This is a genomic window from Kitasatospora sp. NPDC086009, from assembly GCF_044540385.1.
GTDB lineage: Bacteria > Actinomycetota > Actinomycetes > Streptomycetales > Streptomycetaceae > Kitasatospora.
In genome coordinates this window covers 1-24,240 of the sequence record NZ_JBITSA010000031.1, presented here as the reverse complement: position 1 = coordinate 24,240, position 24,240 = coordinate 1, and the positions used below count along the sequence as shown (strand labels likewise).

Annotated in this window: 19 protein-coding genes and 2 pseudogenes; 9 read left to right on the top strand and 12 right to left on the bottom strand. The window is 72.1% G+C overall.

Annotation, left to right across the window (positions count from 1 at the left end):
* Nucleotides 1-91: 91 nt before the first annotated feature.
* Both ACIF6L_RS37105 and ACIF6L_RS37100 read right to left on the bottom strand, forming a co-directional pair.
* Nucleotides 92-445, bottom strand: a pseudogene (locus ACIF6L_RS37105) (MSMEG_6728 family protein); the annotation flags it as partial.
* Nucleotides 446-955 carry a DUF6480 family protein gene (locus ACIF6L_RS37100; RefSeq protein ID WP_359838111.1) on the bottom strand — a complete coding sequence of 170 codons (510 nt, stop codon included), beginning with the start codon at nt 953-955 and terminating at the stop codon, nt 446-448. It lies immediately after the preceding pseudogene.
* A 202-nt stretch (nt 956-1,157) separates the two neighbouring features.
* Between ACIF6L_RS37100 and ACIF6L_RS37095 the strand changes: the two genes are divergently transcribed.
* The gene (locus tag ACIF6L_RS37095) at nt 1,158-1,568 is read left to right on the top strand and encodes a hypothetical protein (RefSeq protein WP_396491750.1); all 411 of its coding nucleotides are present in this window, start codon (nt 1,158-1,160) and stop codon (nt 1,566-1,568) included.
* Between the two features lie 381 nt (nt 1,569-1,949).
* A complete protein-coding gene (locus ACIF6L_RS37090; protein WP_396491749.1) occupies nt 1,950-2,918 on the top strand; it encodes a helix-turn-helix transcriptional regulator in 969 nt (322 codons plus the stop codon).
* 49 nt (nt 2,919-2,967) lie between these two features.
* Here ACIF6L_RS37090 and ACIF6L_RS37085 read toward each other — a convergent pair whose 3' ends face one another.
* Together ACIF6L_RS37085 and ACIF6L_RS37080 are read right to left on the bottom strand one after the other, a co-directional pair.
* On the bottom strand, nt 2,968-3,279 hold the full coding sequence (locus ACIF6L_RS37085; protein ID WP_396491767.1) for an STAS domain-containing protein: 312 nt from the start codon (nt 3,277-3,279) through the stop codon (nt 2,968-2,970).
* Nucleotides 3,280-3,788: 509 nt separating this feature from the next.
* Entirely contained in the window at nt 3,789-4,640 is an 852-nt protein-coding gene (locus ACIF6L_RS37080) for a class II glutamine amidotransferase (RefSeq protein WP_396491748.1), read from the bottom strand.
* Between the two features lie 452 nt (nt 4,641-5,092).
* On the opposite strand from ACIF6L_RS37080, the gene ACIF6L_RS37075 reads away from it, so the two are divergent.
* The 3 genes from ACIF6L_RS37075 (at nt 5,093) to ACIF6L_RS37065 (ending at nt 9,167) form a co-directional block, all read left to right on the top strand.
* Nucleotides 5,093-5,542, top strand: coding sequence for a hypothetical protein (locus ACIF6L_RS37075; RefSeq protein WP_396491747.1), 450 nt, complete (start codon nt 5,093-5,095; stop codon nt 5,540-5,542).
* Nucleotides 5,543-5,858: 316 nt separating this feature from the next.
* Nucleotides 5,859-8,642: an aconitate hydratase gene (locus ACIF6L_RS37070; RefSeq protein ID WP_396491746.1), complete on the top strand. Its 2,784-nt coding sequence runs from the start codon at nt 5,859-5,861 to the stop codon at nt 8,640-8,642.
* A gap of 21 nt (nt 8,643-8,663) precedes the next feature.
* On the top strand, nt 8,664-9,167 hold the full coding sequence (locus ACIF6L_RS37065; protein WP_396491745.1) for a metallophosphoesterase family protein: 504 nt from the start codon (nt 8,664-8,666) through the stop codon (nt 9,165-9,167).
* A 159-nt stretch (nt 9,168-9,326) separates the two neighbouring features.
* Here the strand turns inward: ACIF6L_RS37065 and ACIF6L_RS37060 are convergent, their stop codons facing one another.
* The 4 genes from ACIF6L_RS37060 to ACIF6L_RS37045 form a co-directional block, all read right to left on the bottom strand.
* Complete coding sequence (locus tag ACIF6L_RS37060) at nt 9,327-9,812, bottom strand: SPW repeat protein (RefSeq protein ID WP_396491744.1); 486 nt, start codon at nt 9,810-9,812, stop codon at nt 9,327-9,329.
* Between the two features lie 233 nt (nt 9,813-10,045).
* Nucleotides 10,046-10,243 (bottom strand): hypothetical protein, encoded by a 198-nt coding sequence (locus ACIF6L_RS37055; RefSeq protein WP_396491743.1) that lies wholly within the window; start codon nt 10,241-10,243, stop codon nt 10,046-10,048.
* A gap of 316 nt (nt 10,244-10,559) precedes the next feature.
* Entirely contained in the window at nt 10,560-10,811 is a 252-nt protein-coding gene (locus ACIF6L_RS37050; protein ID WP_396491742.1) for a hypothetical protein, read from the bottom strand.
* A gap of 416 nt (nt 10,812-11,227) precedes the next feature.
* Nucleotides 11,228-11,965: an SDR family oxidoreductase gene (locus tag ACIF6L_RS37045; RefSeq protein WP_329491857.1), complete on the bottom strand. Its 738-nt coding sequence runs from the start codon at nt 11,963-11,965 to the stop codon at nt 11,228-11,230.
* Between the two features lie 92 nt (nt 11,966-12,057).
* Here ACIF6L_RS37045 and ACIF6L_RS37040 point away from each other — a divergent pair, with 92 nt between their 5' ends.
* Entirely contained in the window at nt 12,058-12,921 is an 864-nt protein-coding gene (locus ACIF6L_RS37040; protein WP_329491858.1) for a LysR family transcriptional regulator, read from the top strand.
* A gap of 308 nt (nt 12,922-13,229) precedes the next feature.
* On the opposite strand, the gene ACIF6L_RS37035 is transcribed toward ACIF6L_RS37040, so the two are convergent.
* From ACIF6L_RS37035 to ACIF6L_RS37020, 4 genes are all read right to left on the bottom strand, one after another.
* The gene (locus tag ACIF6L_RS37035) at nt 13,230-14,693 is read right to left on the bottom strand and encodes a S1 family peptidase (protein WP_396491741.1); all 1,464 of its coding nucleotides are present in this window, start codon (nt 14,691-14,693) and stop codon (nt 13,230-13,232) included.
* A 92-nt stretch (nt 14,694-14,785) separates the two neighbouring features.
* Nucleotides 14,786-16,597 carry a trypsin-like serine protease gene (locus ACIF6L_RS37030; RefSeq protein ID WP_396491740.1) on the bottom strand — a complete coding sequence of 604 codons (1,812 nt, stop codon included), beginning with the start codon at nt 16,595-16,597 and terminating at the stop codon, nt 14,786-14,788.
* A gap of 163 nt (nt 16,598-16,760) precedes the next feature.
* Nucleotides 16,761-17,942, bottom strand: coding sequence for an RICIN domain-containing protein (locus ACIF6L_RS37025; RefSeq protein ID WP_396491739.1), 1,182 nt, complete (start codon nt 17,940-17,942; stop codon nt 16,761-16,763).
* A gap of 68 nt (nt 17,943-18,010) precedes the next feature.
* Nucleotides 18,011-18,529, bottom strand: a complete 519-nt coding sequence (locus ACIF6L_RS37020; protein WP_359838131.1) for a hypothetical protein — start codon at nt 18,527-18,529, stop codon at nt 18,011-18,013.
* 532 nt (nt 18,530-19,061) lie between these two features.
* On the opposite strand from ACIF6L_RS37020, the gene ACIF6L_RS37015 reads away from it, so the two are divergent.
* The 3 genes and pseudogenes from ACIF6L_RS37015 to ACIF6L_RS37005 form a co-directional block, all read left to right on the top strand.
* Entirely contained in the window at nt 19,062-23,060 is a 3,999-nt protein-coding gene (locus tag ACIF6L_RS37015) for a polymorphic toxin-type HINT domain-containing protein (protein ID WP_396491738.1), read from the top strand.
* A gap of 28 nt (nt 23,061-23,088) precedes the next feature.
* Entirely contained in the window at nt 23,089-23,439 is a 351-nt protein-coding gene (locus tag ACIF6L_RS37010; RefSeq protein ID WP_329491864.1) for a hypothetical protein, read from the top strand.
* Between the two features lie 362 nt (nt 23,440-23,801).
* A pseudogene (locus ACIF6L_RS37005) lies at nt 23,802-24,240 on the top strand (IS5 family transposase); the annotation flags it as partial.

Genomic DNA, 24,240 nt, shown 5'->3' with positions numbered 1-24,240 from the left:
GGCCGGCGGACCCGCCTCCCCGGCGGGAGCGTCAGCGCTCCGCGGTGACCCGAAACGCCCGGCCGGCCCCCGGGGGCGGGCTGCTCCCGCCTCACACCCGGTGCGCGGGGTCGGACGCGGGCCATACGTAGGCCAGGTCGTCCGGTTCCTCCGGGAAGCGGGCCCGGTAGAACGCCGGGTCCTTGCGGAGCAGCGCGGACCGGTGGCTGGCGTGGAACTCCGCGGCTCCCAGCCACGGAGGGAGCTCTCCCGCACCCGCCGGCTCCGCCTGGGAGCGTACGGCGAGGGGCCCGGTCCCGCGCTCCGGCAGGCCGTCCCGGAGGCTGTCCGCACAGGTGTCCCGGCGCCCCTCGGCGGTCCAGGCCCGGCACACCTCCAGACCGTACCGGACGAGCGCTTCGTCGTACCCGGTCCACATCCGTACGGCCGGATGGCGGCTCCGGCCTCACCAGCCCGCGATGCGGGCGACGAAGAAGAGCACGACGCAGACGACGAGCACCGCGACCACCACGATCGGCCAGGTGCCCCAGGCCTGGCGCACCTCGGGAGGCTCCGGGGTGGAGATGCCGGCGGTGGTGCTCTCCTCGGCGGGCGGCGTCTCCTGCGGCGCCGGGCCCGCCGGGGAACGGCGGGCCGCGCTGCGCGCCAGGACTGCGGCCGCCTCGGCGGCAGCGGTTCCGCCCTGGCCGGCGTCCGTCCCGTGGCGCTGCAGGAAGTCGAGCGTCGACGGGAAGTCGAGTTCCTCGTCGGGGCCGGTGGGGCCGTGGATCCGGGCGGCGCGGAACTCGCCGTCGGTCGAGAAGAACGACTCCACGGTCAGGTCGGAGCGTTCGCACCGGAGCGGGCGCCGGGTTCCGGGGGGCGGATCCTCCACCGACCATCCCAGAGCCTCGGCCCGGGCGTGCAGCCCGGCCCGGTCCGCGCTCCTCGGGGTCTGCGAACCTGCTACTGCCATGATCGGCCTCCCGTCCCGGGCCGACGGCGTCGGCGACGTCGTCGCCCCGGCGCGTCTATCCACGTGCACGCGAACCAATCGCGCCGGCCGGTCCCGGCGCCGATCGTCCGGGAACTCCCGCCGACGGGCCCCCGACTCCCTCCCCGAAGTGCCCTCGGCCGGGCCGTGTCGGCGCGGCCGGTGCTGCCGCTATCGTGCGGGGATGGACATGCGGGTGGAGATCCTGGGGCTGATCACGGAGGCGGAACAGCAGCTCGGGACGGCAGGGTGGGACCTCACGCCGAGGGACCGGGCGCTGGCCCGCGAGGTGGCCGCCGGCCTCGGGGTGGTCGGCCCGGAGGGCGGCCGGGCGGATGCGGTGGAGCCCCAGCGGCTGGAGCGGCTGCGCGAGGCGCTCGCCGTGCTGGCGATCGGCCTGGCCCGCACCCACGGCCGCCTGGCCTGGTTCCTGGCGGGGTGCAGCGCGGCGCTCTCCCCCGTCCTGCACTGGCGGGCCCTGCCGGCGGGGGACGGCCCGACGTTCAAAACCGTCGTCCCCACCGCGGAGCAGTTCACCCAGGCCGAGGAGGCGGTGCGGCGGCTGGCTTCCATGCTCGCCCGGATCAGCGCCTGAACAGTGACGCCCCTGCGGTGACGCCTGAACAGTGACGTCTGGGAGCGCGAACTCTCGCTCTGCCGTACGACCGATGCCGGTCCCGCCGGAGGAGAGTGAGTGGCCCCAGGGGTGCCCGGCCGGCACCCGAGGGCCGCCGTCCGGCCGCAACCCCCGTCGGGGAGACGGAGTTCACTCGGCACGGTGCCCCCTCGGCGGCTGCCGCGCCCCGGCCGGGGGCCGCCTGGCAGGCTCGGCGCCCTCGCCGCCACACGAACGCGCTCTGTCCCCGTACGCCCGGTCCTCAGCTCCCGCGCCGGCGCGGGAGGGGCGGGAGTCGCCTGCGGGTCGCGCTCCCGCGACCTCGTTTCGAGCGCCGGGATTCCCTGGCAGGATCGGGGCATGGAGAGTGTGGACTTCCGCAGTGGCAGCCTGGACGCGACGGAGGCCTTCCTGTCGTCCGCGTACACCCCGATGCGGATCGGTGGATCGGTGAGTGACGCACAGGTGCGGGTCACCCGTCGAGCGGCGGGCCCGCTGAGCGTGGACCGTCTCGCCGTCAATTTCGACATGGGGTACGACGCCGGCAGCCTGGGCAGGATCTGCCTGGTCAGCATGCACGCCGGGACCTTGGTGGACCGGACGGACAGCCGGGAGACGGTGTACGGCCCGGGGGAGACGTTCCTCCTCGCCCAGCCCGACCTCCCGTACCAGGGCGAGGTACGGTCGGCGCGCTACACCATCGCGATGTTCGATCCGGCCCTGCTGGACCGGATGGCCGCCGCCGGCGGAGCAGCCGGGCCGGGACCGGTGAGGCTGACGGGCTCCCGGGCGGTCACCGAGGCCGGGAACAAGCGACTCGGCGCCGCGATCGCCTACGTGCGCGACGCGGTCCTGAACGACGCGGCGTCCTTCCCGGGCGCGCTGGCCGTCTCCACCGCCGCGCAGCACCTCGCGGCGGTGGTGCTGGCCTCGCTGCCCCACACCGTGAGGACCGCGCCCGCGCGCGTCGACACCCGCGACGCCGACAGCGGAACCCTTCGGCGGGCGGTCTCGTTCATCGAGGACAACGCCCACCGCGACATCGCGCTCGCCGACATCGCGACCGCCGTGAGGGTGACCCCGCGCGCACTGCAGTACGCGTTCCGTCGCCACGCGGGGACCACGCCGCTGGGGTTTCTGCGCCGGGTCCGGCTGGAACGCGCGCACGCGGACCTCGCCGCCGCCGACCCGCACGCCGGGGTGACCGTCACGCATATCGCCGCGCACTGGGGGTTCGCCCACCCCGGGCGGTTCGCCGCCCTCTACCGCTCGGTGTACGGCCGGGCGCCGTCGCTCGCGCTCAAGGGGGTCGGCGCCGAACGGCGGTGATCGTCGGGCCGGTCGTCGGCCGGTCGTCGCCTGCCGTCGGGCCCGGGGGTCAGAACGGCCTGGACGGTTCGGACTCGGGGACGGGCGGCACTCCCAGGAGGGTGTCGGTCTCCGTCAGGCGCAGCAGTCGGCGCAACTGGTCCTGCGGCGCGGCGACCCGGAAGGCGATGCCCAGGCCGACGGCGGTCATCCGGGCCCGCAGGAACTCGTTGAGCCCGGCCGACGCACAGAAGCTCAGCTTGTCGCAGTCCACGACCAGGGCCTGCGGGAGGGGAGGGGCACCGAGTCCGTCGTCCAGCGCGGCACGCAGGACGTCAGCCGTATCCATGTCGGCGACCCCGTCGAGTGCGACCCACCGCACACCGGGTGCGCTCTGGTGGCTGGCGATGCGAAGTCCGGATTCCACTGATGCCTTTCCCTGAGTGTGGCCGAGTACCGGCCCCGGCCCACTCTCCCGGTCGGACGCCGTTCGCGCAGCACGGGGAGCGAAGCCTTTCCGCTCGGTGGCAGTCCGGGAAACGAAACGGCGCGGCGTCCGGGCGGGCGGTCCGATCGGTGGGCAGGCAGGGCCGGGGGGCCGGGTGGGGTCGCGACAGGGGGGCGTCCGGCTGCCGACGACGCTGGTGGTCGTGCTGCCGAAGCCGGTGTCGGACCTCGTGGCCGTCACCCGGACGCGGCCGTGCGGTACCCGGAGCCCTTCTACGAGCCGTTCACCACGCTGTCCTGACCGGCCGGCACCACCCCCGGGTCCGGGAGGTGGTCCGGTTCTCGCCGGGTGGGAGAGCCGGGACGGGTGTCAGTGCAGGACGCTGACGGCGCGGGCGATCACCAGGAGGGAGGTCAGCAGGGCCGCGATGCTCTCGATGCTCATCAGGGCCGGACCGGCCGGAACACGTGGATCGAGTCGTGGCCTTCCTGAACGAGCCCGTAGCAGGACTCGGGGACGGGGTTCCAGGCGCCCGGCAGGTCACCGATGGGCTCGGAGACGATGATGCGGGTCTCCTCGGACACCCGCCCCAGGACGGTGCTGTCCGGATGCAGGGCGCGTAGCGCGTGGACGCTGGTGCTGAAGAACAGCGAACGGGACGCGCGTTCGGTCGAGTAGCGGAACGCCCACAGCCGCCTACCGTCGGAGACGCCGACTGTCATCTGCAGGGCGTTGGGGACGCCGTGCCGGGCGGCGACCGCCTCGACGAAGCCGGCCATGCGCTCGACGGCTCCCGGTACGTCGTCCCGGAGCCCGAAGGTCAGCGCCAGATAGAACATCAGCTCGGAGTCGGTGGAGCCCTCGATGGAGGGGTAGAGGGGGGCGGCGACCTCGAGTGCGAGGTCGCGTTTGAGCTTCGGGAAGTCATGGATCGCGCCGTTGTGCATCCAGAGCCACTGTCCGTAACGGAAGGGGTGGCAGTTGGTCTGCTGCACCGCCGTGCCGGTGGAGGCACGGATGTGGGCGAGGAACAGCGGCGAGCGCACGCAGTGTGCGAGCTCGTGCAGGTTGCGGTCGCTCCACGCGGGGCCCACCGCTCGGAAGACCGCCGGATCCGTGGCGCCGTCGACGTCGCGCAGCTCGTCCGGATACCAGCCGACGCCGAACCCGTCGCCGTTGGTCGTCTCGACGCCCATCCGGGCGTGGCGGCTCTGGTCGATCAGCGAGTGGGCGGGTTTGTACAGCAACTCCTCCAACATGATCGGGGAACCGGAGTAGGCAAGCCATCGGCACATGTATCTCACCGTCCTCACGGGCAGTGCGGTCACGCGGATCCGTCGGTCGACTCCTTCCACCGTAGGGCGCGGCGCCGGGCCGGGCGCGAGGAGGTCGGCTCGGCTCTGCCCGTCGTTCCAAGCGATGCGGGGCCTGCCGGGCTCGGCGTACTCGTGGGCGGTGCACGGCGGGCGGCCACCTCGCCGGCGCCGGGGACCTCAGGACCCCCACCCGGACCGCGCCGATGATCTGGGCGGGGGTGTCCCGGGCGGCGACCGCGTCGTCCAGCACGGTGGAGTCAGGGCCCGCCGGTGCCTGGACTCCAGGACACCGGTGCCCTCGACGACCTCGGCACGGCCTCGGAGAGGTGGTCCGCCGGGGGAGCGACCCGGCCGGCGGCGGGACCAGGCCGGCGGGCGAGGGGTCGAACGCGGTGCCGTGCGGGCTCATCCGCCATTGGTAGGCTCCGGCGGTGCGTAATTCCAAGAGGGCGGTCGCGGCCCGTGAAGCCGCGATCCGGCGCTGGCTGCCGACGGTTCTCATTTCGGCGGGCGTGCTGCTGATGCCGTGGATCGCCGTGCTCGTGATGTCGGTGAAGGGACGCTTCGGCGCACGCAACCTTTCCAACTCCTGGGTGTGGCTGGACGTCATCGAGATCGCCGCACTGTTCCTGCTGGCCTGGCTGGTGCGTCGGCGCCACCGCGCCACCAGCCCTCTTGCCTCGGCCAGCGCCGTGCTGCTCGGCCTGGACGCGTTCTTCGACCTGTGGTCGGCGCACCGCGGTTCCGACTACGAGCTCGCGCAGGCGCTGGCCTACTTCGCCGAGCTGCCGAGCGCCGCGGTCCTCGCCGGGCTCTCCTGGTACTCGCTGGCATGGGCCGCGGCCGACGACGTCGCGCTCGCCTCACGGCGCGGGACGTGACGGGGGCTCCTCCTGTGACCGCGCCGTCCGGGGCGCCGGAAGGCCGCCACCCCCTGGGGCGACGACCCCGCGATGGTGTGGGCCGACGCTCCCGGCGGTCCTCAGTCGGCGCGGCGGGGTGCCGGACGAACTGCACCGCGTGGAGGTAGCGAGACGGACGCCACCCGCCAGGAGCGCCGCGCGCCCCGCCAGCTGCGCTCTCGGCCATCCGGGCGCCGACGGCGGCGCCCCCTCCGGTTGACCCCGCCGCACCCGGGTAGCCGCCGCCTGCGGCCCCCGGTCGGCGGGGACCGCCGCACCCGCGGGAGGTCACGCCATGCCATCGGACAGCTTCGCCGCCCAGGGGACCTTCGAGGCCCTCGGCTCGTCCCGCTCGCTCTACCGGCTCGACGCGGTACCCGGTGCTGGACGGCTGCCGTACAGCCTCAAGGTGTTGCTGGAGAACCTGCTGCGCAACGAGGACGGGCACGCCGTCACTCGTGACCAGATCAGCGCGGTCGCCGACTGGGACCCGCACGCCGAGCCGGCGACGGAGATCCAGTTCACGCCCGCGCGGGTGCTGATGCAGGACTTCACCGGAGTGCCGTGCCTGGTGGACCTGGTCGCGATGCGGGAGGCGATGACCGAACGCGGCGGTGATCCGGCCCTGATCGACACCCGCCGGCCCGTCGAGCTGGTGATCGACCACTCCGTCGTCGCCGACCGCTTCGGCTCACCGGAGGCCTTCGGCCGGAACGTGGAACTCGAATACGAACGGAACCGGGAACGCTACGAGTTCCTGCGATGGGGACAGGGCGCGCTGCGGAACCTGCGCGTCGTCCCGCCGGGGACCGGCATCTGCCACCAGGTCAACCTGGAGCACCTGGCCCGGGTGGTCTTCGACGAGGACGGGCTGGCCTTCCCGGACACCCTCGTCGGCACCGACTCCCACACGCCGATGGTCAACGGGCTCGGCGTGCTGGGCTGGGGCGTCGGAGGGATCGAGGCCGAGGCCGCGATGCTCGGCCGCCCGGTGAGCATGCTCGTCCCCAGGGTCGTGGGCGTGCGGCTCAGCGGGGCACTGCCGTCCGGCAGCACCGCCACCGACCTCGTACTGACGATCGCCGAGCGGTTGCGGGCCCACGGCGTGGTCGGCTCCTTCGTCGAATTCCACGGACCGGGCGTCGCCGAGGTGCCGGTGGCCAACCGGGCCACCATCGGAAACATGAGCCCCGAGTACGGCGCCACCTGCGCGATCTTCCCGATCGACGCCGAGACGCTCGCCTACCTGCGGCTCACCGGCCGCGACGAGCGGCACGTGGCGCTGGTGGAGGCGTACGCCAAGGAGCAGGGGCTGTGGCACGACCCCGGGCACACCGCCGACTACAGCGAAACCCTGGACATCGACCTGTCGGCCGTCGTCCCCTCGATCGCCGGGCCGAAGCGGCCACAGGACCGCATCGCGCTGCCCGAGGCGCCCGCGGCGCTGTTCGCCGCCCTCGGCCGGGGCGACACCCCGGACGCCGGTGCGCCGGCCGGCGTGGACGAGGGCGACGAGGAGTCCTTCCCGGCCTCGGATCCGCTGTCGGTGACCGGCGACCACCCCGGGGACCGGCCGGCCGAACCGACGCGGGTACCCCGGGCCGGTGAGACACCGCCCCCGCCGCCCGGCCACGTCTGCGCCGCGGGGCCGGACGGCACCGTCGACCGGCTCGGCCACGGCGCGGTGGTCATCGCCGCCATCACCTCGTGCACCAACACCTCCAACCCGCAGGTGATGGTGGCCGCCGGGCTGCTCGCCCGGAAGGCCGTCGAGCGCGGGCTGCGTTCCAGGCCGTGGGTGAAGACCAGCCTCGCGCCGGGCTCACGGATCGTGATGGACTACCTCGCGCACGCCGGACTGCTGCCGGCCCTGGAGACGCTCGGCTTCGACCTGGTCGGCTACGGCTGCACCACCTGCATCGGCAACTCCGGACCGCTGATCGACGAGGTCTCGCGGACGGTGGCCGCCGAGGACCTCACCGTCGCGTCCGTCCTGTCCGGCAACCGGAACTTCGAGGGCCGCATCCACCCCGAGGTCAAGCTCAACTACCTCGCCTCCCCGCCGCTGGTCGTCGCCTACGCCCTCGCCGGCTCGATGGCCGTCGACCTCACCCGTGACCCGCTCGGCACCGGTGACGACGGCCGGCCCGTGCGCCTGCGGGACATCTGGCCCGAGCCGCAGGAGATCCAACAGGTGATCGCCGCCAGCCTGCGGCCCGACATGTTCAAGGCCGGCTACGCCGACCTCTTCGCCGGCGACGAACGCTGGCAGGCCCTGCCCGATCCCCGCAGCGACCTGTTCGCCTGGGACGCCGACTCCACCTACGTCCGGTGCCCGCCGTACTTCCAGGACCTGCCCGATCGCCCGCCGCCCCTGCGTGACCTGACACGCGCCCGCGTCCTCGCCCTGCTGGGCGACTCGGTCACCACCGACCACATCTCGCCGGCGGGTGCGATCCGGCCCGACTCGCCCGCCGGCGAATACCTGCGGGCCCACGGCGTGGCCCCGAGGGACTTCAACTCCTACGGCTCCCGCCGCGGCAACCACGAGGTGATGATCCGCGGCACCTTCGCCAACGTCCGCCTGCGCAACCTGCTGGCACCCGGCACCGAGGGCGGCTTCACCCGTCACCTGCCCGACGGGGAGCAGACCACGATCCACGCGGCCGCCGTGCGCTACGCCGAAGAAGGCGTCCCCCTCCTGATCGTCGCCGGCAAGGAGTACGGCTCCGGGTCCTCCCGCGACTGGGCGGCCAAGGGCACCGCGCTGCTCGGCGTCAAGGCCGTGCTGGCAGAGTCCTTCGAACGCATCCACCGCTCCAACCTGGTCGGCATGGGCGTGCTGCCCCTCCAGTTCCGACACGGCGACAGCGCCCGAACGCTGGGACTCACCGGCGAGGAGACCTACGCCGTCCACAGGGTCGCCGAACTGTCCGACACCGTCGACATCGAGGCGAGCGGACCGGCGGGCACCACCCGCTTCACCGCCCGCGTCCGTCTCGACACCCCCACCGAGGCCGAGTACTACCGGCACGGCGGAATCCTGCCGCACGCCCTGCGCTCCCTCCTGGCCCCCTGAACCGAGTCGGAACCCGCGACCATGCGACTGCTCCTCACCTCCGACACCCACGTCCCCACTCGGGCGCGCTCCCTGCCCGCCCCGCTGCTGCGCGCCCTCGACGAGGCCGACGTGGTGATCCACGCCGGGGACTGGGTCGACACCGCCACGCTCGACCTGTTCGAGGCCAGGGCCCGGCGACTGGTCGCCGTCCACGGCAACAACGACGGGCCGGTGCTGCGCGCACGACTGCCCGAAGTGGCCCGGGTCGAACTGGTGGGCCTGCGCTTCGCGGTCGTCCACGAGACGGGCCCCGCCGGGGGACGCGACCAGCGGTGCGGCTCGCGCTTCCCCGACGCGGACGTCCTGGTCTTCGGACACAGCCACATCCCGTGGGACAGCCAGGCCCCCAGCGGCCTGCGCCTGCTCAACCCCGGCTCTCCGACGGACCGGCGGCGCCAGCCCTTCGCCACCTACCTGACCGCCCGCGCGGACGACGGCCACCTCACCGAGGTGCGGCTCCACCGGCTGCCACCACGCTCCTGACCACCGGCACCGGGCCGGGGGCACCGGCCCGGGCCGGTGCCCCCGGGCGCCGCGCTCGGCCTTCCGCTGTGGTGGCGTGGTGGCGTGCGAATGCCGCCGGGAGGAGGTGGAGAGTGGTCGTCCTCCCGGCGGCGGGTGGGGTTGCCGGTCTTGCCGGTGTCAGCGGTCGTCGAGCCCCGGCATGGGGCGGTTGCGGCGGTTGCCGGTCGCCTGCCCGGTGGTCGCGCGGTCGCGGGCGGCGGAGGCGGCTGCGAGGGCGAGGAGGGTGGCGATGGCGCCGGTGATGAGGTTGCTGGTGATGGAGCGGGTGTGGGCGACGTCGCCGGCGACGACCCAGGGGGCGACGCAGGTCCAGATGCCGAGCGCGGCGGCGGCCCAGGCCATGGAGTGGGTCCGCTCGTAGGAGCTGCCGAGGCCGCCCAGGAGCAGGGCGTAGGCGATGCCGGTGATGAGGTTGGTGACGGCCAGGGTGGTGAAGCCGTTGAAACCGCAGATCCAGGGCGACGCCGCCAGGTACAGGCCGGTGACGAGGGCGAGCGCCTCGATCATCTGCGCACGTGGCGTGGCGGCGGCGCGGTCGTGCCGGGCGCGCAGCTCCATCAGGTCGGGGTGCTCCTCGATGGGTGCGCGGTGGGTCGACGCCATGATGGCCTCCGAATGGGTGAGTGAGTCCTCCACCGTCTACCCATAAAGTGCCTATAAACACGCAAATCGGACAGTAGGAGGTGCTCCCCTCTCGGAGAAGCCCGCGTCGGCTCCCAAGCGGGAAGCCGCACCACGGAGCCCGGCGGCGTGGCGGCGGGTCCGCCGTCGCGGCCAGGTCCGCCACCCGTGTCCGGGCCGCAGCCGCCCGGCGAACCGGCGCCCGGCCGGCGGTGCTACGCGAAGGACGGCCGCCGGCCGAAGGGGCGGCGCCGGCGCCGGACGGTGGTCGTGGCGCCGTCGTGCTTCGCCATGCCGGCGAGCCGGTCCGCCTGGTGGCCGGTCAGCCGGGGCGGTGGGCCCGAGCCGTTGTCGGCGTGGACGTGGGCGGGGAGGGGGGCCAGGGCCGTGACGAGTGCGAAGTAGTCGCTCATTTCATGGTTCCTTTCGGTCTTCGTCCTTTGACCTCAAGGGTGACGCATCGTCATGACGGTGGTTTTGCAGGCGTGTCTCGGGCTGGTGACCATCGGGTGGACGTCAGGCCCCGGCGTTACCGGCGGGCCGCGCGAGTGTGACGACGTGGGCAGGGGAGCCGGAGCGCCGGGACCGGTCACCCCCGGTGGTCAGCCGTTGCGCAGGCGGCGGGGGAGGGGCCGGGTCCGCCCGCGATCAACTGGATCCGGTGGGCACGGGCGAAGAGGACGGTGAGGCCCGTGCGGTCGAGGTACTCGACCGCACGGAGGTCGACGGTCAGCGGTCCGTCGGTGTCGGGCAGCCGGTCGATCGCGGCGGCGAGGTCGTCCGCGTCGCGCCACCGGGCCCGCCAGGCACTTCGCCGTCGAGGAAGGTGAGCAGCTCGTTGCCGTCGGCGTCGAAGCCACGGGGCTCTGGTGCACGGCGGAATCCCTGGTCGCGAACGTGCCGCAGCAGCCGGTGGATCGCCGGTGTCGCCGCGGACGTCGGCCGGTGGACGACGTCCCCGCGGCGGCGCACGACGTTCACGCCACCGCGGAATCCCTGCTGTTCGGTCTGCTCAGCGGGCGGACCAGATCGGACAGTCGGCCCTGTGGCGGGTCAGTACGACCACCGTCCCGCCGTCCGTGACCTGCCGGTCGCGCGAGACCGTGCAGCACGCCACCGCCACCGGAGGCACCGCCCGGACGACGGCAGGAGCCTCGTCCCGGTCAGGAATCGCGGTACGCGGCCACACGGGTTCCGCGGTCGGCGGTCCGGGCCTGCGCAGGGAGGCGCGGCGGCCGGCCTGCTCGATGGGTACCCCGAGAGCTCGGGCGCGGGCGTGAAGACGGCGGCGGTCGCGGCGTTCGGACATGGTGACACCATGCACCCTCCCACCCCGTACACGCCAACGCCGCGGGCGTCGCCAGGAAGCCGTCGACCTGTTCGCCTCGGTGGGCCGGTCACCAGGGGACGACGCCGTCGTCCTCGAAGAACGAACCGCTCGGGCCGCCGTCGGGCAGTGTGGCGAGCCGGATCGCTGTAGCCGCGCCCTGGGCGGGGGTTCGGGGTCCGTGGAAGCCTGTGAAGTCGGTGGCGACCAGGCCCGGGCAGGCGGCGTTGACGAGGATGCCGGTGCCGGCGAACCGCCGGGCGTACTGCAGCGTGAGGGCGTTGAGGAAGGATTTCGACGGAGCGTAGGCCGCCATGATCGGACCGACCTCGGTGTCGGGGTCCGCCTGCCGGGTCAGGGAGCCGACGCTGCTGGAGACGTTGACGATGCGTGGCGAGGCGGAGCGCCGCAGCAGCGGCAGCATCGCGTTGGTCACCCGGACGACACCCATGACGTTGGTGTCCACCACCGTGCGGAGCACTTCCAGATCGAGCGCGGTCGGGTCCTGCTCCCACCCGGGGCCCATCTCGCCCGAGATCCCGGCATTGTTGACCAGGGCGTCCAGGCGTCCGGCCAGCCGTTCGACCAGCTCCGCCGCATCGGTGACGCTGCGGTCGTCGGTCACGTCCAGCGGCACCCCGAACGCGTCCACGCCGAGGGCGCGCAGTGTGCCGACGGCGGTTTCGCGACGGGCCTCGTCACGGGCTCCCACGCCCACGCGGTACCCGAGACCGCCCAGCCCGGCCGCTATCTCGTACCCAATGCCCTTGTTCGCGCCGGTCACCAGCGCGATCATCGTTTCGCTCATGCTGATGATGGTGGTCCTCGGACGAAAGGCGTGGCCAACACCGATACGGTGTGCTGTCATACCTGCCGGGTATCACCGCGTAAGCTGCGGCCGTGGACACCCTGGAAACCCGCGAGTTGAGGTACTTCGTGGCCGTCGCCGAGGAACTGCACTTCGGACGCGCCGCCGAGCGCCTCGGCCTGGCCCAGCCGCCGCTGTCGCGGGCGATCCAGCAGCTCGAACGGCGCCTGGGAGTCTGTCTGCTGGAGCGCAACCGCCGTGGCGTCCGCCTGACCGGTGCGGGGGAGGTGCTGCTGCACGAGGGCCGAGCGGCCCTCGACGCGACCGTCGCCGCCGCTCGCCGAACCCGGCGCGCCGGCGGTGCCGACAGCCCCGGCGGCCCCCGCGACCGCCTGGTCCTCGCGGTGAAGGCCGCAGCCTCCCATGAACTGCTGCGGAAGCTTCTCGACGCCTACGCGGCCGAGCCCGACAGTGCCGAGATCGAGGTGCTGCCGGGCGGGATCTGCGAGCAGGAGGAGATGCTGCGCGACGGACGCGCCGATGTCGCGCTCATGTACACACCGTGGAACTCCCTCGCCGGGTTCGACAGCGAGGTACTGGCGGCGGAGGGGCAGGTCGCCGTCCTGCCTGCCGGGCACCCCCTCGCCGCCCGCGAGACCTTGTCGCTGGCCGATGTCAGGGACGTCCCCGGTCTGCCGCTCGCCCGCTGGCCCACCCGCGGCACCTACGCACCCGGCCCCGGCCCCGAGATCCACAACCAGACACAACTGGCCCAGCTGATCGCCCTCGGACGCACCGTGGCGGTCGTCCCCGACTCCGCCCGCTCCTGGCTGTGGGCCGAGCACGCGGCCGTTCCCTTGGTCGACGCACCTTCCGTGGTGACCCACATCGCCTGGCCCGCGCACAGCCGCTCCCTCGCGCTGGCCGGCCTGGTCCGCACGGCCGCACGGCTGTGACCGGGTCCGAGGCTCCGCGGGTCGTGGCATCAGGTGCGGAGCGGGGCTGGGCCGGAGGGGTGGGGTGCCGGGTGGGACTCCGCGGAGGTCGTCGAGGCCACCCGACAGAATCCGTTGACCTGCAGCGACACCAGCCCGGCGACGTGGGCGTTCCCATCACTCCGAAGATCATTTCTCACATCGATGCCGGGATGGCGGTGGGCCCCCGGGCCTGATCGGACCACGCCCCGGGCGGGGGCTGGTCCGGCTGTTCCACGGCTGGCGGCTTCTGGTGTCCACGGTGTCGGTCCGGGCGGGTGGGCGGCGCTTCACCGGCCGGGGACGACGATGCCCTGGGTCGACTTGCCGCTGCCGCTCCAGTCGCCGGTGACCGGGAAGCCGCTGTCGCCGTAGGAGACGGAGGTAGTGGAGCCGTCGGGGGCGGCGCCGCGGAAGTGGAAGGCGCTGCCGGTGGTCTGGTAGACGCCGACCTGGGTGGTGCCGCTGCCGTTCCAGTCGCCGGTGAGGGGCGTGTCCCCCCGCGCGCCGAACGTGAACGTGATGTCGGCCTCGCCGTCGTGGATGGAGTTCACGAGGTAGAAGGTGGCGGTGTCGGGGTCGAACAGCCCCGGGGTGTCGAATCCCTTGTGTGTCCAGTCCCCGGCGATCGGCTTCCAGTTGCCGCCGTTGCCCAGCCTGAAGGACGTCACGGTGCCGTCGTGGTGGCGCAGGTGGAACTCGGCGGTGCTCGGGCGGTAGATCCCCACTTCGCTGGTGCGTCCGCCGTCCCACCGCCCGACGACGGGGACATCGCCCCGGTCGCCGAATCCGAAGTCGGTGGTGCTGGGGCCGCCGTCGAGCGAGTTCGTCAGGTAGAAGTGGGCGGTGGTGGGGTCGTAGGCGCCCGGGGTGTCCCCGCCGATGCCGTCCCAGTTGCCCGCCAGCGGGATCATCGGGCTCGTCCCGAAGTCGAACGTGGCCCGGGTGGAGACGTTCGACTGGGCCGAGTCGGAGAGGAACCAGCGCAGGACACCGGGGGCCTGGGGCGGCATCGTGCTGGAGCGGACGAACTTGATCCAGTCGCCGAGGTCGTCGGTGCGGGTGTTGTAGGCGCCGGTGCGGGTGGTTTCGGTGGAGCCGAGGCAGCCGTTCTGCCAGGAGCGGCTGTTGAGGGCGGCGAGTTCGTAGTGGTCGCCGACCTGCCGTAGTGCGGGGCCGCCGGTGTCGCCCTTGCAGACGGTGGCGTCCGTGGGCGCCTTGGCGGTGATGGCGAGGCCGGTCGGGTCGACGCCACCGACGGTGAAGAGGGCGCTGTGGAGCTTGTCGGGCACCCACTCGGTCCTGGTGCGGCCGTAGCCCGTCACCCGGAGTTCCTCGCCGGCGGTGGGGGCAGTGGTGGAGAGGGCGAGCGGGGTGATGTCGATGACCGGGTTGACCAGGCGCGCCATGACCAGGTCGCGGTCGGTGCGGGGGACGAGTTCGGCGATGTCACGGACCTGGCCCGCCGTGGTGGTGAGGTCGGTACGTCCGACCGTGGCGGTGGTCCTGAGTGCGGGCGGGCCGGCGGGGACGGTTGCCGGCTGGGCGGGATTGTCGGCGAAGCAGGAGGCGGCGGTGACGACCCAGAACGGGTCGACCAGGGCACCGGTGCAGGCGCGTTTGCCGTCGCCGATGTCGAGCTTGGCCGTGAACGCGAAGGCACCGGCCGGCGCGGCGTCACCGCTGAGAGCGGGCGCGGGCGTACCGGCCAGCAGGGCAGCTGTCAGGGCGACGGTCGTGACCGTCCCGGTCATCCACGCCGAGCGTGGGCGTGAGCGAGGCATGAGGTGGCTCTTCTCCGTTCTTGGACCTGCTGGTGTCCCGGGCGGATGGATCACGGGTGCGGTCAGCCTGTCGCGGGGATCTGGCCGACCACGGACCAGCCGGACCAGCCACCGCCGTTGGTGTTGTAGGCGTGGGCCATGACGCCGTCGGTGCCCTGGCCGAAGACCTCGGCCGTTCTGGTGTCGGGGTTGTAGACCGCGGCGGGGGAGCTGCCGAACTTCCAGTTGCCGGTCATGGTCCAGGGCGTCCAGCCGGTGGCCCGGCTCCACGTGGCCCGGTACATCGACGCGTCGGTGCCGGTCGCGAACACCTCCAGGGTGCTGGTGACCGGGTTGTGGAGGACGGCCGGCACCCCGACGAACGCGCCTCCGGGGTTGAGGGCGTACCAGCCGGACCAGCCCTCGCCGTTGGTGTTGTAGAGATGCGCCATCACGCCGTCGGTCCGCAGAGCGAACACCTCGGCCGTTCTGGTGTCCGGGTTGTAGACCGTGGAGGCGTCGCCGCGGAACTTCCAGTCACCAGTCATCGTCCACGGGGTCCAGCCGGTGGCCCGGCTCCACGCGGCCCGGTACATCGAGCCGTCGGTGCCGGTGGCGAACACCTCGAGCGAGTTGGTGATCGGATTCTGGACAACGGCCGGTTCGCCGGCGAACCGGGCCCCGGGGTCCAGCGCGTACCAGCCCGACCAGCCCTCGCCGTTGGTGTTGTAGAGGTGTGCCATGACGCCGTCGGTCCGCAGAGCGAACACCTCGGCCGTTCTGGTGTCCGGGTTGTAGACGGTGGTCGGGTCGCCGCGGAACTTCCAGTCACCTGTCAGGGTCCACGGGGTCCAGCCGGTGGCCCGGCTCCACGTGGCCCGGTACATCGATGCGTCGGTGCCGGTCGCGAACACCTCCAGGGTGTTGGTGACCGGGTTGTGGACGACGGCCGGTTCGCCGACGAACCGCGCGCCGTCGCCGAGGACGTGCCAGCCCGACCAGCCCTCGCCGTTGGTGTTGTAGGCGTGGATCATGGCGCCGTCGGTCCGCAGTGTGAAGATCTCGGCGGTCCTGGTGTCCGGGTTGTAGACGGTGCCGCGGTTCCCGGACCGGACGGTGGCGGCCCAGGCGGAGGCGGTCTGCTGGATCCAGGTACCGAGGTCGTCGGTGCGGGTGTTGTAGGCGCCGGTGCGGGTGGTTTCGGTGGAGCCGAGGCAGCCGTTCTGCCAGGAACGGCTGTTGAGGGCGGCGAGTTCGTAGTGGTCGCCGACCTGCCGTAGTGCGGGGCCGCCGGTGTCGCCCTTGCAGACGGTGGCGTCGACTGGGGCCTTGGCGGTGATGGCGAGGCCGGTCGGGGCGACGGCGCCGACGGTGAAGAGGGCGCTGTGGAGCTTGTCGGGCACCCACTCGGTCCTGGTGCGGCCGTAGCCCGTCACCCGAAGGTCCTCGCCGGCGGTGGGGGCAGTGGTGGAGAGGGCGAGCGGGGTGATGTCGATGACCGGGTTGACCAGGCGCGCCATGACCAGGTCGCGGTCGGTGCGGGGGACGAGTTCGACGACGTCCCGGACCTGGCCCGCCGTGGTGGTGAGGTCGGTGCGGCCGACGGTGACGGTGGTTCTGAGGGCGGGCGGGCCGGCGGGGACAGTCGCCGGCCGGGCAGGGTCGTCGGCGAAACAGGCGGCGGCGGTGATGATCCAGTACGGGTCGACGAGCGCGCCGCTGCAGGACCGTGCGCCGGTGCCGATGTCCAGTTTGGCGGTGAAGGCGTAGGAACCCGCCGTCGCGATGTCACCGGCGACAGCACCGGCCGGCGTACCGGCAGGCAGGACACACGTGGCCGTGGCAGCAGTGACCAGCGCGGCTATCCACGTGGCGCGTGGGCGTGAGCGGAACATCAGGATCTCCCCTTTGTCGGCCCTGGCGGCCTTGACAGCGTGTGGGCCTCGGTCACTGGGACGGGCTTGCTGAACCTGCACGGCGGGCGCCTGGCCGCCGCCCACTCCTACGTCGATGTCCCCGGCCGGCCCCGTGCCGCACGCACTGAACGCTTCCGGGGAGTCAGTATGAGAAGGACCACTTCTGGGTGGGGATGTTGTAGAAGGTCCACTGCTGGGCGCGGGCGCCGTCGGTCTTGAGCGAGTCGTCGATCTCCAGGACCTTGCCGCTGTTGCGGTTCTTCAGGGCGTAGCCGCCGACGGCGCTGACGAGGTCCCACTTCTGGGTGGGGATGTTGTGGAAAGTCCACTGTTGGGCGCGGGCGCCTTCGGCAGTGAGGGAATCCTCGATCTCCAGGGCCTTGCCGCTGTTGGAGTTGCGTACCTCCCAGCCGTCGCCGGCCCAGTGGAAGATCCAGCGGGCGGTTGGCAGGCTGTGGCAGGTCCACTGCTGGGCGGGGGCGCCATCGGTCATGAGGGAGCTGTCGATCTCCAGGCACTCGCCGCTGTTGGTGTTGACGAGGGGGGTCTTCCAGTCGACGGCGCGGGTCTGCTGGATCCAGGTACCGAGGTCGTCTACCCGGGTGTTGTAGGCGCCGGTGCGGGTGGTTTCGGTGGAGCCTAGGCAGCCGTTCTGCCAGGAGCGGCTGTTGAGGGCGGCGAGTTCGTAGTGGTCGCCGACCTGCCGTAGTGCGGGGCCGCCGGTGTCGCCCTTGCAGACGGTGGCGTCCGCCGGGGCCTTGGCGGTGATGGCGAGGCCGGTCGGGGCGACGGCGCCGACGGTGAAGAGGGCGCTGTGGAGCTTGTCGGGCACCCACTCGGTCCTGGTGCGGCCGTAGCCCGTCACCCGAAGGTCCTCACCGGCGGTGGGAGCGGCCGTGGCCACGGCCACCGGGGTGATGTCGGTGACGGGAGTGGCGAGCCGGGCGAGCACGAGGTCGCGGTCGGTACGGGGGACGAGTTCGACGATGTCCCGGACCTGACCCGTGGTGGTGGTGAGGTCGGCGCGGCCGACGGTGACGACGGCCTTCAGTGTCGGCGGACCGGCAGGGACGGTCGTCGGCTGGGCAGGGTCGTCGGCGAAGCAGGAGGCGGCGGTGACGACCCAGAACGGATCGACCAACGCGCCGGTGCAGGCACGCTTGCCGTCACCGATGTCCAGCTTGGCCGTGAACGCGTAGGACCCCGCCGCCACGACGTCGCCACTGAGAGCGGGCGCGGGCGTACCGGCCAGCAGGGCACCTGTCAGGGCGAGGGTCGTGACAGCCCCGGTCGTCCAGGCCGTACGTGTGCGGAAGTGAAACATGGGATGGGCTTCCTTCGTTGCCGTTCCGACCGGTGGGTGACTCGGTAAGGGGTTGGGGGCGCGCCCGGTCAGCCGGTGACGCGGAGTTCGACGAGCATGGTCGGCTTCTGGCCGACGCCTTCGCCGACGCCGGTTATGCCGCCCTTGGGCACGTCGACGGTTTGGGCGACGCCGTCGGCGGTGAGGTTGGCGCGAACCGCGCGGTCGTTGGTCTGGATGAGGAAGGTCTGCGGCAGTTCGAGGGTGAGCTGGCCGACGGTGCCGTTCACCCGGAAGCAGACCGAGGGGCCGCCGGCCGGGTTGGGGACGGCCCGGCTCCAGAGCTGGATTTGGGTGGTGGTGTTGCAGTCGGCGAGGAGGATGTGGCCGTCGCCCCGGAGGAGCTTCAGGTTCGGGAAGGGGCTGGCGCCCGGATAGGTGAAGTCCTCGACCGCCGGCGGCGGGGTCGCGTCGTCGGCGGTGGCCGACGCGGCGACGGGGGCCGTCTGGGCGGCGGAGGCGGCTGAGGAGGAGTCGGCCGACGCGGCGGCCACGGCGGTGAAGGTGACAGCGACGGCAAAAGCGGCAGCTGTCAGCCGACTGCGCATGCGAAGACTCATCCGATTCCCTTTCTGGACTGATCATGCGAACAGGTTTGCAGGCGTCAAAAGGACTAAGGTCACGTCCTCTTTCGCCGACATCTCTGGGCGCTGGGACGCGAAGAACGCACCCTCCACCCTGAGGGGATCATCAAAGGAAAGTCAAGAGTTGCTATTGCCACCTGGTCCCGGATATCGCCGGCACGTGCGGAAATCCGCGTATGGCCGCCCATACTGCCCGATGTCCGGCAAGGTGTCACCGCCTGCCTCATCCGTCCCGCCAGCACCATTGGCCCCAGTTCTCCGCGTTCGGCATTCCTGTCGCCCACTCGGAGACTGAGGCGGGGAACTTCTTTCACGGATTCCGATTCCAGCCGCGCGGAATATTTCTGCCAGGGCTGGACTGGGCCAGTGAATTCGTGCTCTGCTCTCAGGTGATGCCAATAGCCAGGCCGTGCTCGAACGAGGCCTGAGGGAGATTGGGGGGGTTCTCGTGACGCACGGGTGGGGTGGCTTCGCCATGCGCAGAAGGCGACGCCGGGTGCTGGCGGGCATGGGCCGGGTGTGGCTGGGGATGCTGCCGCTGGCCCTCGTCGCGGGGCTGTTGGGGACCAACCCCGCCACGGCGACCGACGGCGACGGGCAGCCGGCGCCATTGACGGACCGCGCCCGGGTGGTGCTCTTCTGGCAGGAGGGTGGCCCCGGGGTCAAGGCCGCGGCGGAGGCCGCGCTTACCGGCTCGGATGCCGACGTGCGCCACTTCCTGGACAGCGAGCAGGTACCTGCCCGGATCCAGGACGACCAGGTCGCCGCGGCCCAGATCCACTCCGCAGGAGGGGCCGGCGTGCAGGAGGCGGCGCGCCGGGCGCTGGCCGGTACGCCCCAGGAACTCGCGGCGTTTCTCGACGGGGGATGGCGTGAACCGCTGAAGGCCGACCAGCAGGTCCGGGTCGCCCAGCTGATGAACGGGGCCGGACCGGGCGTCAGGGAGGCCGGGCAGGCCGCGCTCAACGGTACTGAGGACGACGTCGACGCGTTCCTGAACGACGGCCAGTACACGGCCCGGGACGCCGACGACCGCGTACAACTGGTCCAGATCCTCAGCCAGGGCGGACCCAACACGCAGGCCGCCGCCCGCCTGGCGATCAACGGCACAGCCGACGACGTCCATGAGTTCCTCACCGTCGGCCAGCACGTCGCCCGCGCCCGCGACGCGGAGCGCACCACCGTGGCCCAGCTGGCCCAACAGGCCCAGGAGGCCGGCGCCCAGGCGGTCCGTGAGACCGAGGCGGCGAAGGCGTCCGCCGCGCAGGCACTGGCTGCCGCCGCCCTGGCAAAGGAAGCAACGGCGAGGGCGGCCGCGGAGACGGAGGCCGCGCGCAACGACAGCGTCAAGGCTGCGGCGGCCGCCGCACGGGCGGCCGATGCCACGGAGCGGGCCGGTCGCGCCGCGCAAACCGCCGTGAAGGCCTCACAGGCGGCGACGAACTCGGCGCGCGCCGCCGCCAGTGCCGCCTCCCAGGCCGCGTACGCCGCGGCCGGCGCCGCGCAGGCCGCGTCCAACGCACGGTCAGCCGCCGCGGCCGCCGTCTCCGACCGCTCGCGGGCGGGCGCCGCAGCCCAGGCGGCGACCGCCGCCGCCACCGCGGCAGCCGCCGCAGAAGTCTCCGCCCAAGCGCTGACCCAGGCCAACGCCGCCGCAGCGGCCGGCCGGGACGCGGCCGACGCCGCAGAGAGCGCCGGCCGCAACGCGCTGGCCTCCGCCGACTCCGCCGATCAGGCCGGCGACTTCGCGGGCCAGGCCGGCGCGCAGTCGGCCCGGGCGAAAGCCGCCGCCGCAGCCACCCGCCGCCACGCCCAGGAAGCCGCACGCGCCGCCGGCGCCGCCAGGGCACTGGCGGCGGACGCGGCGAAGGCCGCCGCCAGTGCCCGGACCCTGGCCGCATCCGCCGCCACCCACGCCCGCGCCGCGGCAGCCGCCGCCGACGAAGCGGCGCAGCACGCGACCGAGGCGTCCCAGGCCGCGCAGGTGGCCACCGCCCATGCGGACGCCGCACAGGTGGCCGCCAAGGAGTCGAGCGACGCCGTCGACGCGGCCAATGCGGTGCAGGACCTCGCGCGGCGTGCGGAAGCGGAAGACCTCAACTCCCGCACCGCCGCGGCGGTGGAGAAGGCGAGGGATGCCAAGGCCGCCTACGAGACCAAGCAGGCCGCAGCGGGCGAGGCCGTCCAGCAAATTCGCCGGGTCAAGGACGAGGCTGATCGCCTGGCCGCCGCGCTCGTGCAGCCGGGCGCCGACACGGCGCGCATCGTGACGGACGGACGCAAGCTGGCTCTGCTCTCGATGCAGATCTCGGACGCCTGGGGAACCGCCGCCGCCCGCGCCGCACTCTCCGGCCCGGACAGTGCCGTCCTGGAGTACCTGACGACCGGACGCCGCCGGGCCATCGAGATGGACGAGCGCGAACGCGCGAGCGCCCTCGCCATCAACTCCGAACTACCGGCCGTGCGCGCCGCCGCCAGCCAGGCCCTCACGGATGGCCCGCCCGCGGTCACCGCGTTCCTGAACACCGGCCAGTACCAGGTGGCCGCGCCCGACCTCCAGATCAGCGTCACCCAGCTCGTCGCGAGCAGCGGCCCCGGCGTGCAACAGGCCGCACGCGCCGCCCTCAACGGCCCGCTCACCGGTCTGCGCGACTTCCTCACCCGCGGCCGCTACACCGCCCAGATCAGCGACGACCAGGTCCAAGCCACCCAACTCGCCAGCACCGGCGGCCCCGAGGTCAAGGCCGCCGCACGCATCGCCCTCGAAGGACCGCCGACAGTCCTGCGCGCCTTCGTCGAGACCGGGCAGTACACCGCCGCGCGCAAGGACCAACTCGCCGCCACCCATATCGCCGAGATTCAGCGCCTTATCGCCGAAGCCTCCGCCGTCGCCGCCTACGCCCAGCAGAGCGCCGCCGAGGCCGCTCAGGCCGCCGCCATCGCCCGCCAGGCGGCCGCCGAGGCCAACGGCTACGCCGTCCAGGCCCGCCAGCACGCCGACCGCGCAGCTGGCTACGCCGCCGACGCCCGCGCGAAGGCCCAACAGGCCGAGGCCAGCGCCAACAGCGCCGCCGCCGCGGCCCGGACCGCCACGGCCGCCGAGGGAAGCGCGCGCCGGGCGCAGGCGTCGGCCGAGTACTCCTCCCGGCAGGCCCAGGCCTCGGCTTCATGGGCGAGCTGGTCCGCCGAGAGCGCCTACGAGTCCGCAGCGACGGCCCGGACCGCCGCGCAGGAGGCCGGTCAGGACTTCGAGACCGCCGCAAAGGCCTGGCTCCAGGCCTTCAAGTCCTACACCGACATGGTCACGGCCGAGCAGGAGGCCGCCCGCCGCGCCGCCGAGAACCGCGGCGCCGAAGCGAAACAGCGGGCCGAACAGCAGAAGCAGGACGCCCTCGCCGCCATCGAGGCGGAACTGCGCAAGCAGGCCAGGGACGACAGTTCGGGCGGTTGGCTCGGCGACCTGGTCGACAAGGTCCTCGACGAGGGGATAGACGGGCTTCACAAGCTCCTCGACGTCGCCGGGTTCTTCCCCGGCTTCGGGGACATTGCCGACCTGATCAACTGCGGCCTCTACGGCCTGCAGAAGGACGTCGAGAACGCCCTGCTCGCCTGCGCCGGGGCTATCCCCCTCGCCGGCGACGCGCTAGCGATCGCCAAACTCGCCAAATGGGCTGAGAAGGTACCCGGATCAGGGAAAGTCGTCGACTTCCTCAAAAAGCTGTTCGCCAGGATCCCCGGGTCCTGCCTGAAGAACAGCTTCCCGCCCGGCACCCGCGTTCTTATGGCCGACGGAACCACCAAGCCGATCGAACGGGTCTCCACCGGGGAACAGGTCCTTGCCACTGACCCACTCACCGGCGAAACCGCTTCCCGCCCGGTCGACGCAGTCATCTACACACCCGACGACAAAGCGTTCACAGACCTTCGGATCCAGGTCGGGGACGGCACCGTCCAAAGCCTCACCGCCACCGACCACCACCCCTTCTGGTCGGAAACCGCGAAGGCCTGGATCGACGCAGCCGACCTCGAAACCGGGAACCGACTGAGGACGCCGTCCGCCGGCGCCGTGGAGATCGTCGCCACCGACCACCGGGCAACCCTCCAGGCCGCCTACAATCTCACGGTACGGGACCTCCACACGTACTATGTACTCGCTGGCGCGGCGCCCGTACTGGTGCACAATTCGGGATTGTGCACCAAGAAGATCGACGACGTCTTCCATAACCCTAGCGGCAGATCCTCTCAGGATCAGTTTGAATACCACTGGGACAAGCATGCAAAGGCGCGCGGTATTACGCGTGAGCAGTACCTCCAGGATGCGCAAGACTGGGCGACAGAAATCGCCCAGCCAGGAGGGAAGTGGGGACTCAAGGCCTACCTGGAGACGCTGGCGGACGGTGCGCAAGGGATAAAGTACGTGCACCCCCGGACGGGTAGGGGTGGGATCATTGGCCCCGGCGGCAAACCTGTAAGCTTCTGGTATGGCGCCGACTAATGAGAGGAACGAGCTATTGTCGGATTTCATGGAGAGCTACGCCCTCTGGCGATCCTTGCCGTTTCCCAGCCTACGCCGCGGTGAGAATGTTTTACGCGCCGGGGAGAACCTTGCACTCATTCATGGCGACCTAGCCCTCGCCGACGAACATGTGACCCAGGTGATCCTCTTTGTCGATGAGGGTATATTCAGGCCGAGCCGTGCGGACGTCATGGGGTTGCTTGATGGGATCATCTCTCGCCTGGAGCGATTCGGCGAAAGCATGGCCATCGAAGAGCGAGAAGTTGTCGACGCCCACTATCGATATGCAGTTCTGCTGCATCAAATCTATGATGAATTTCTGCGCACAGGGCCCGTCGCCCGACCGGGCACGGGATGACAATGAGCCCCGAGCCGGTGTCCGGACGGCGCCCGGTAGGCGTAGGGCAACTGACGTCGCCGAACTTCTCCCGGTAGGCCGGCCACCCATCATCCGGTGCGGTAGGCGCAGGAGATCAGGGTGAGCAGCAAGTCCCGGGTGCTGGACTCGGGCTTCTCCTCGTGCCAGTCGAGGACCCGGTCCCGGAGCGGTCGAGGATCGTGTCATGTACTACCAGTTGGGTGCCTCGGTAGCAGGCGAGACCGAGCAGTCCCAGCTCAGCCAGATTCAGCATGGGCGTCGCCCCTCGGGTCGGGTTCCTCCGAAACCGAGGGGCATCGTAGGGCAATAGTCGACATACCGTTAGAAACAGACGATCACGCTTGATCGAGCCGTTGTTGCCCGGGCCGGCGCCGAAGCTGAAGCAGGGGCGACCTCGTGTTCCGGACCGGCAGGCGCTGTGCGGGATCCTGTTTCGTGCTGCACACCGGCATCCAGTGGGAGTACCTGCCCCAGGAGCTCGGCTTCGGCTCGGGCATGACCTGCTGGCGGCGCCTGGCCGCCTGGAACGAGGCCGGCGTGTGGGACCGGCTCCATCTGGTCCTGTTGCGAAAGCTCCGGGCCGCTGGGCAGCTCGACTGGTCCCGGGCGGTGATCGACTCCAGCCACGTCCGGGCTGCCCGAAGGGGCCCGAAAGCGGACCGAGCCCGGTCGACCGCGCACGACGGGGCAGCAAGCACCACGTCCTCGTCGACGCCCAGGGCATCCCGCTCGCGGTGTCACTGACCGGCGGCAACCGCAACGACGTCACCCAGCTGCTGC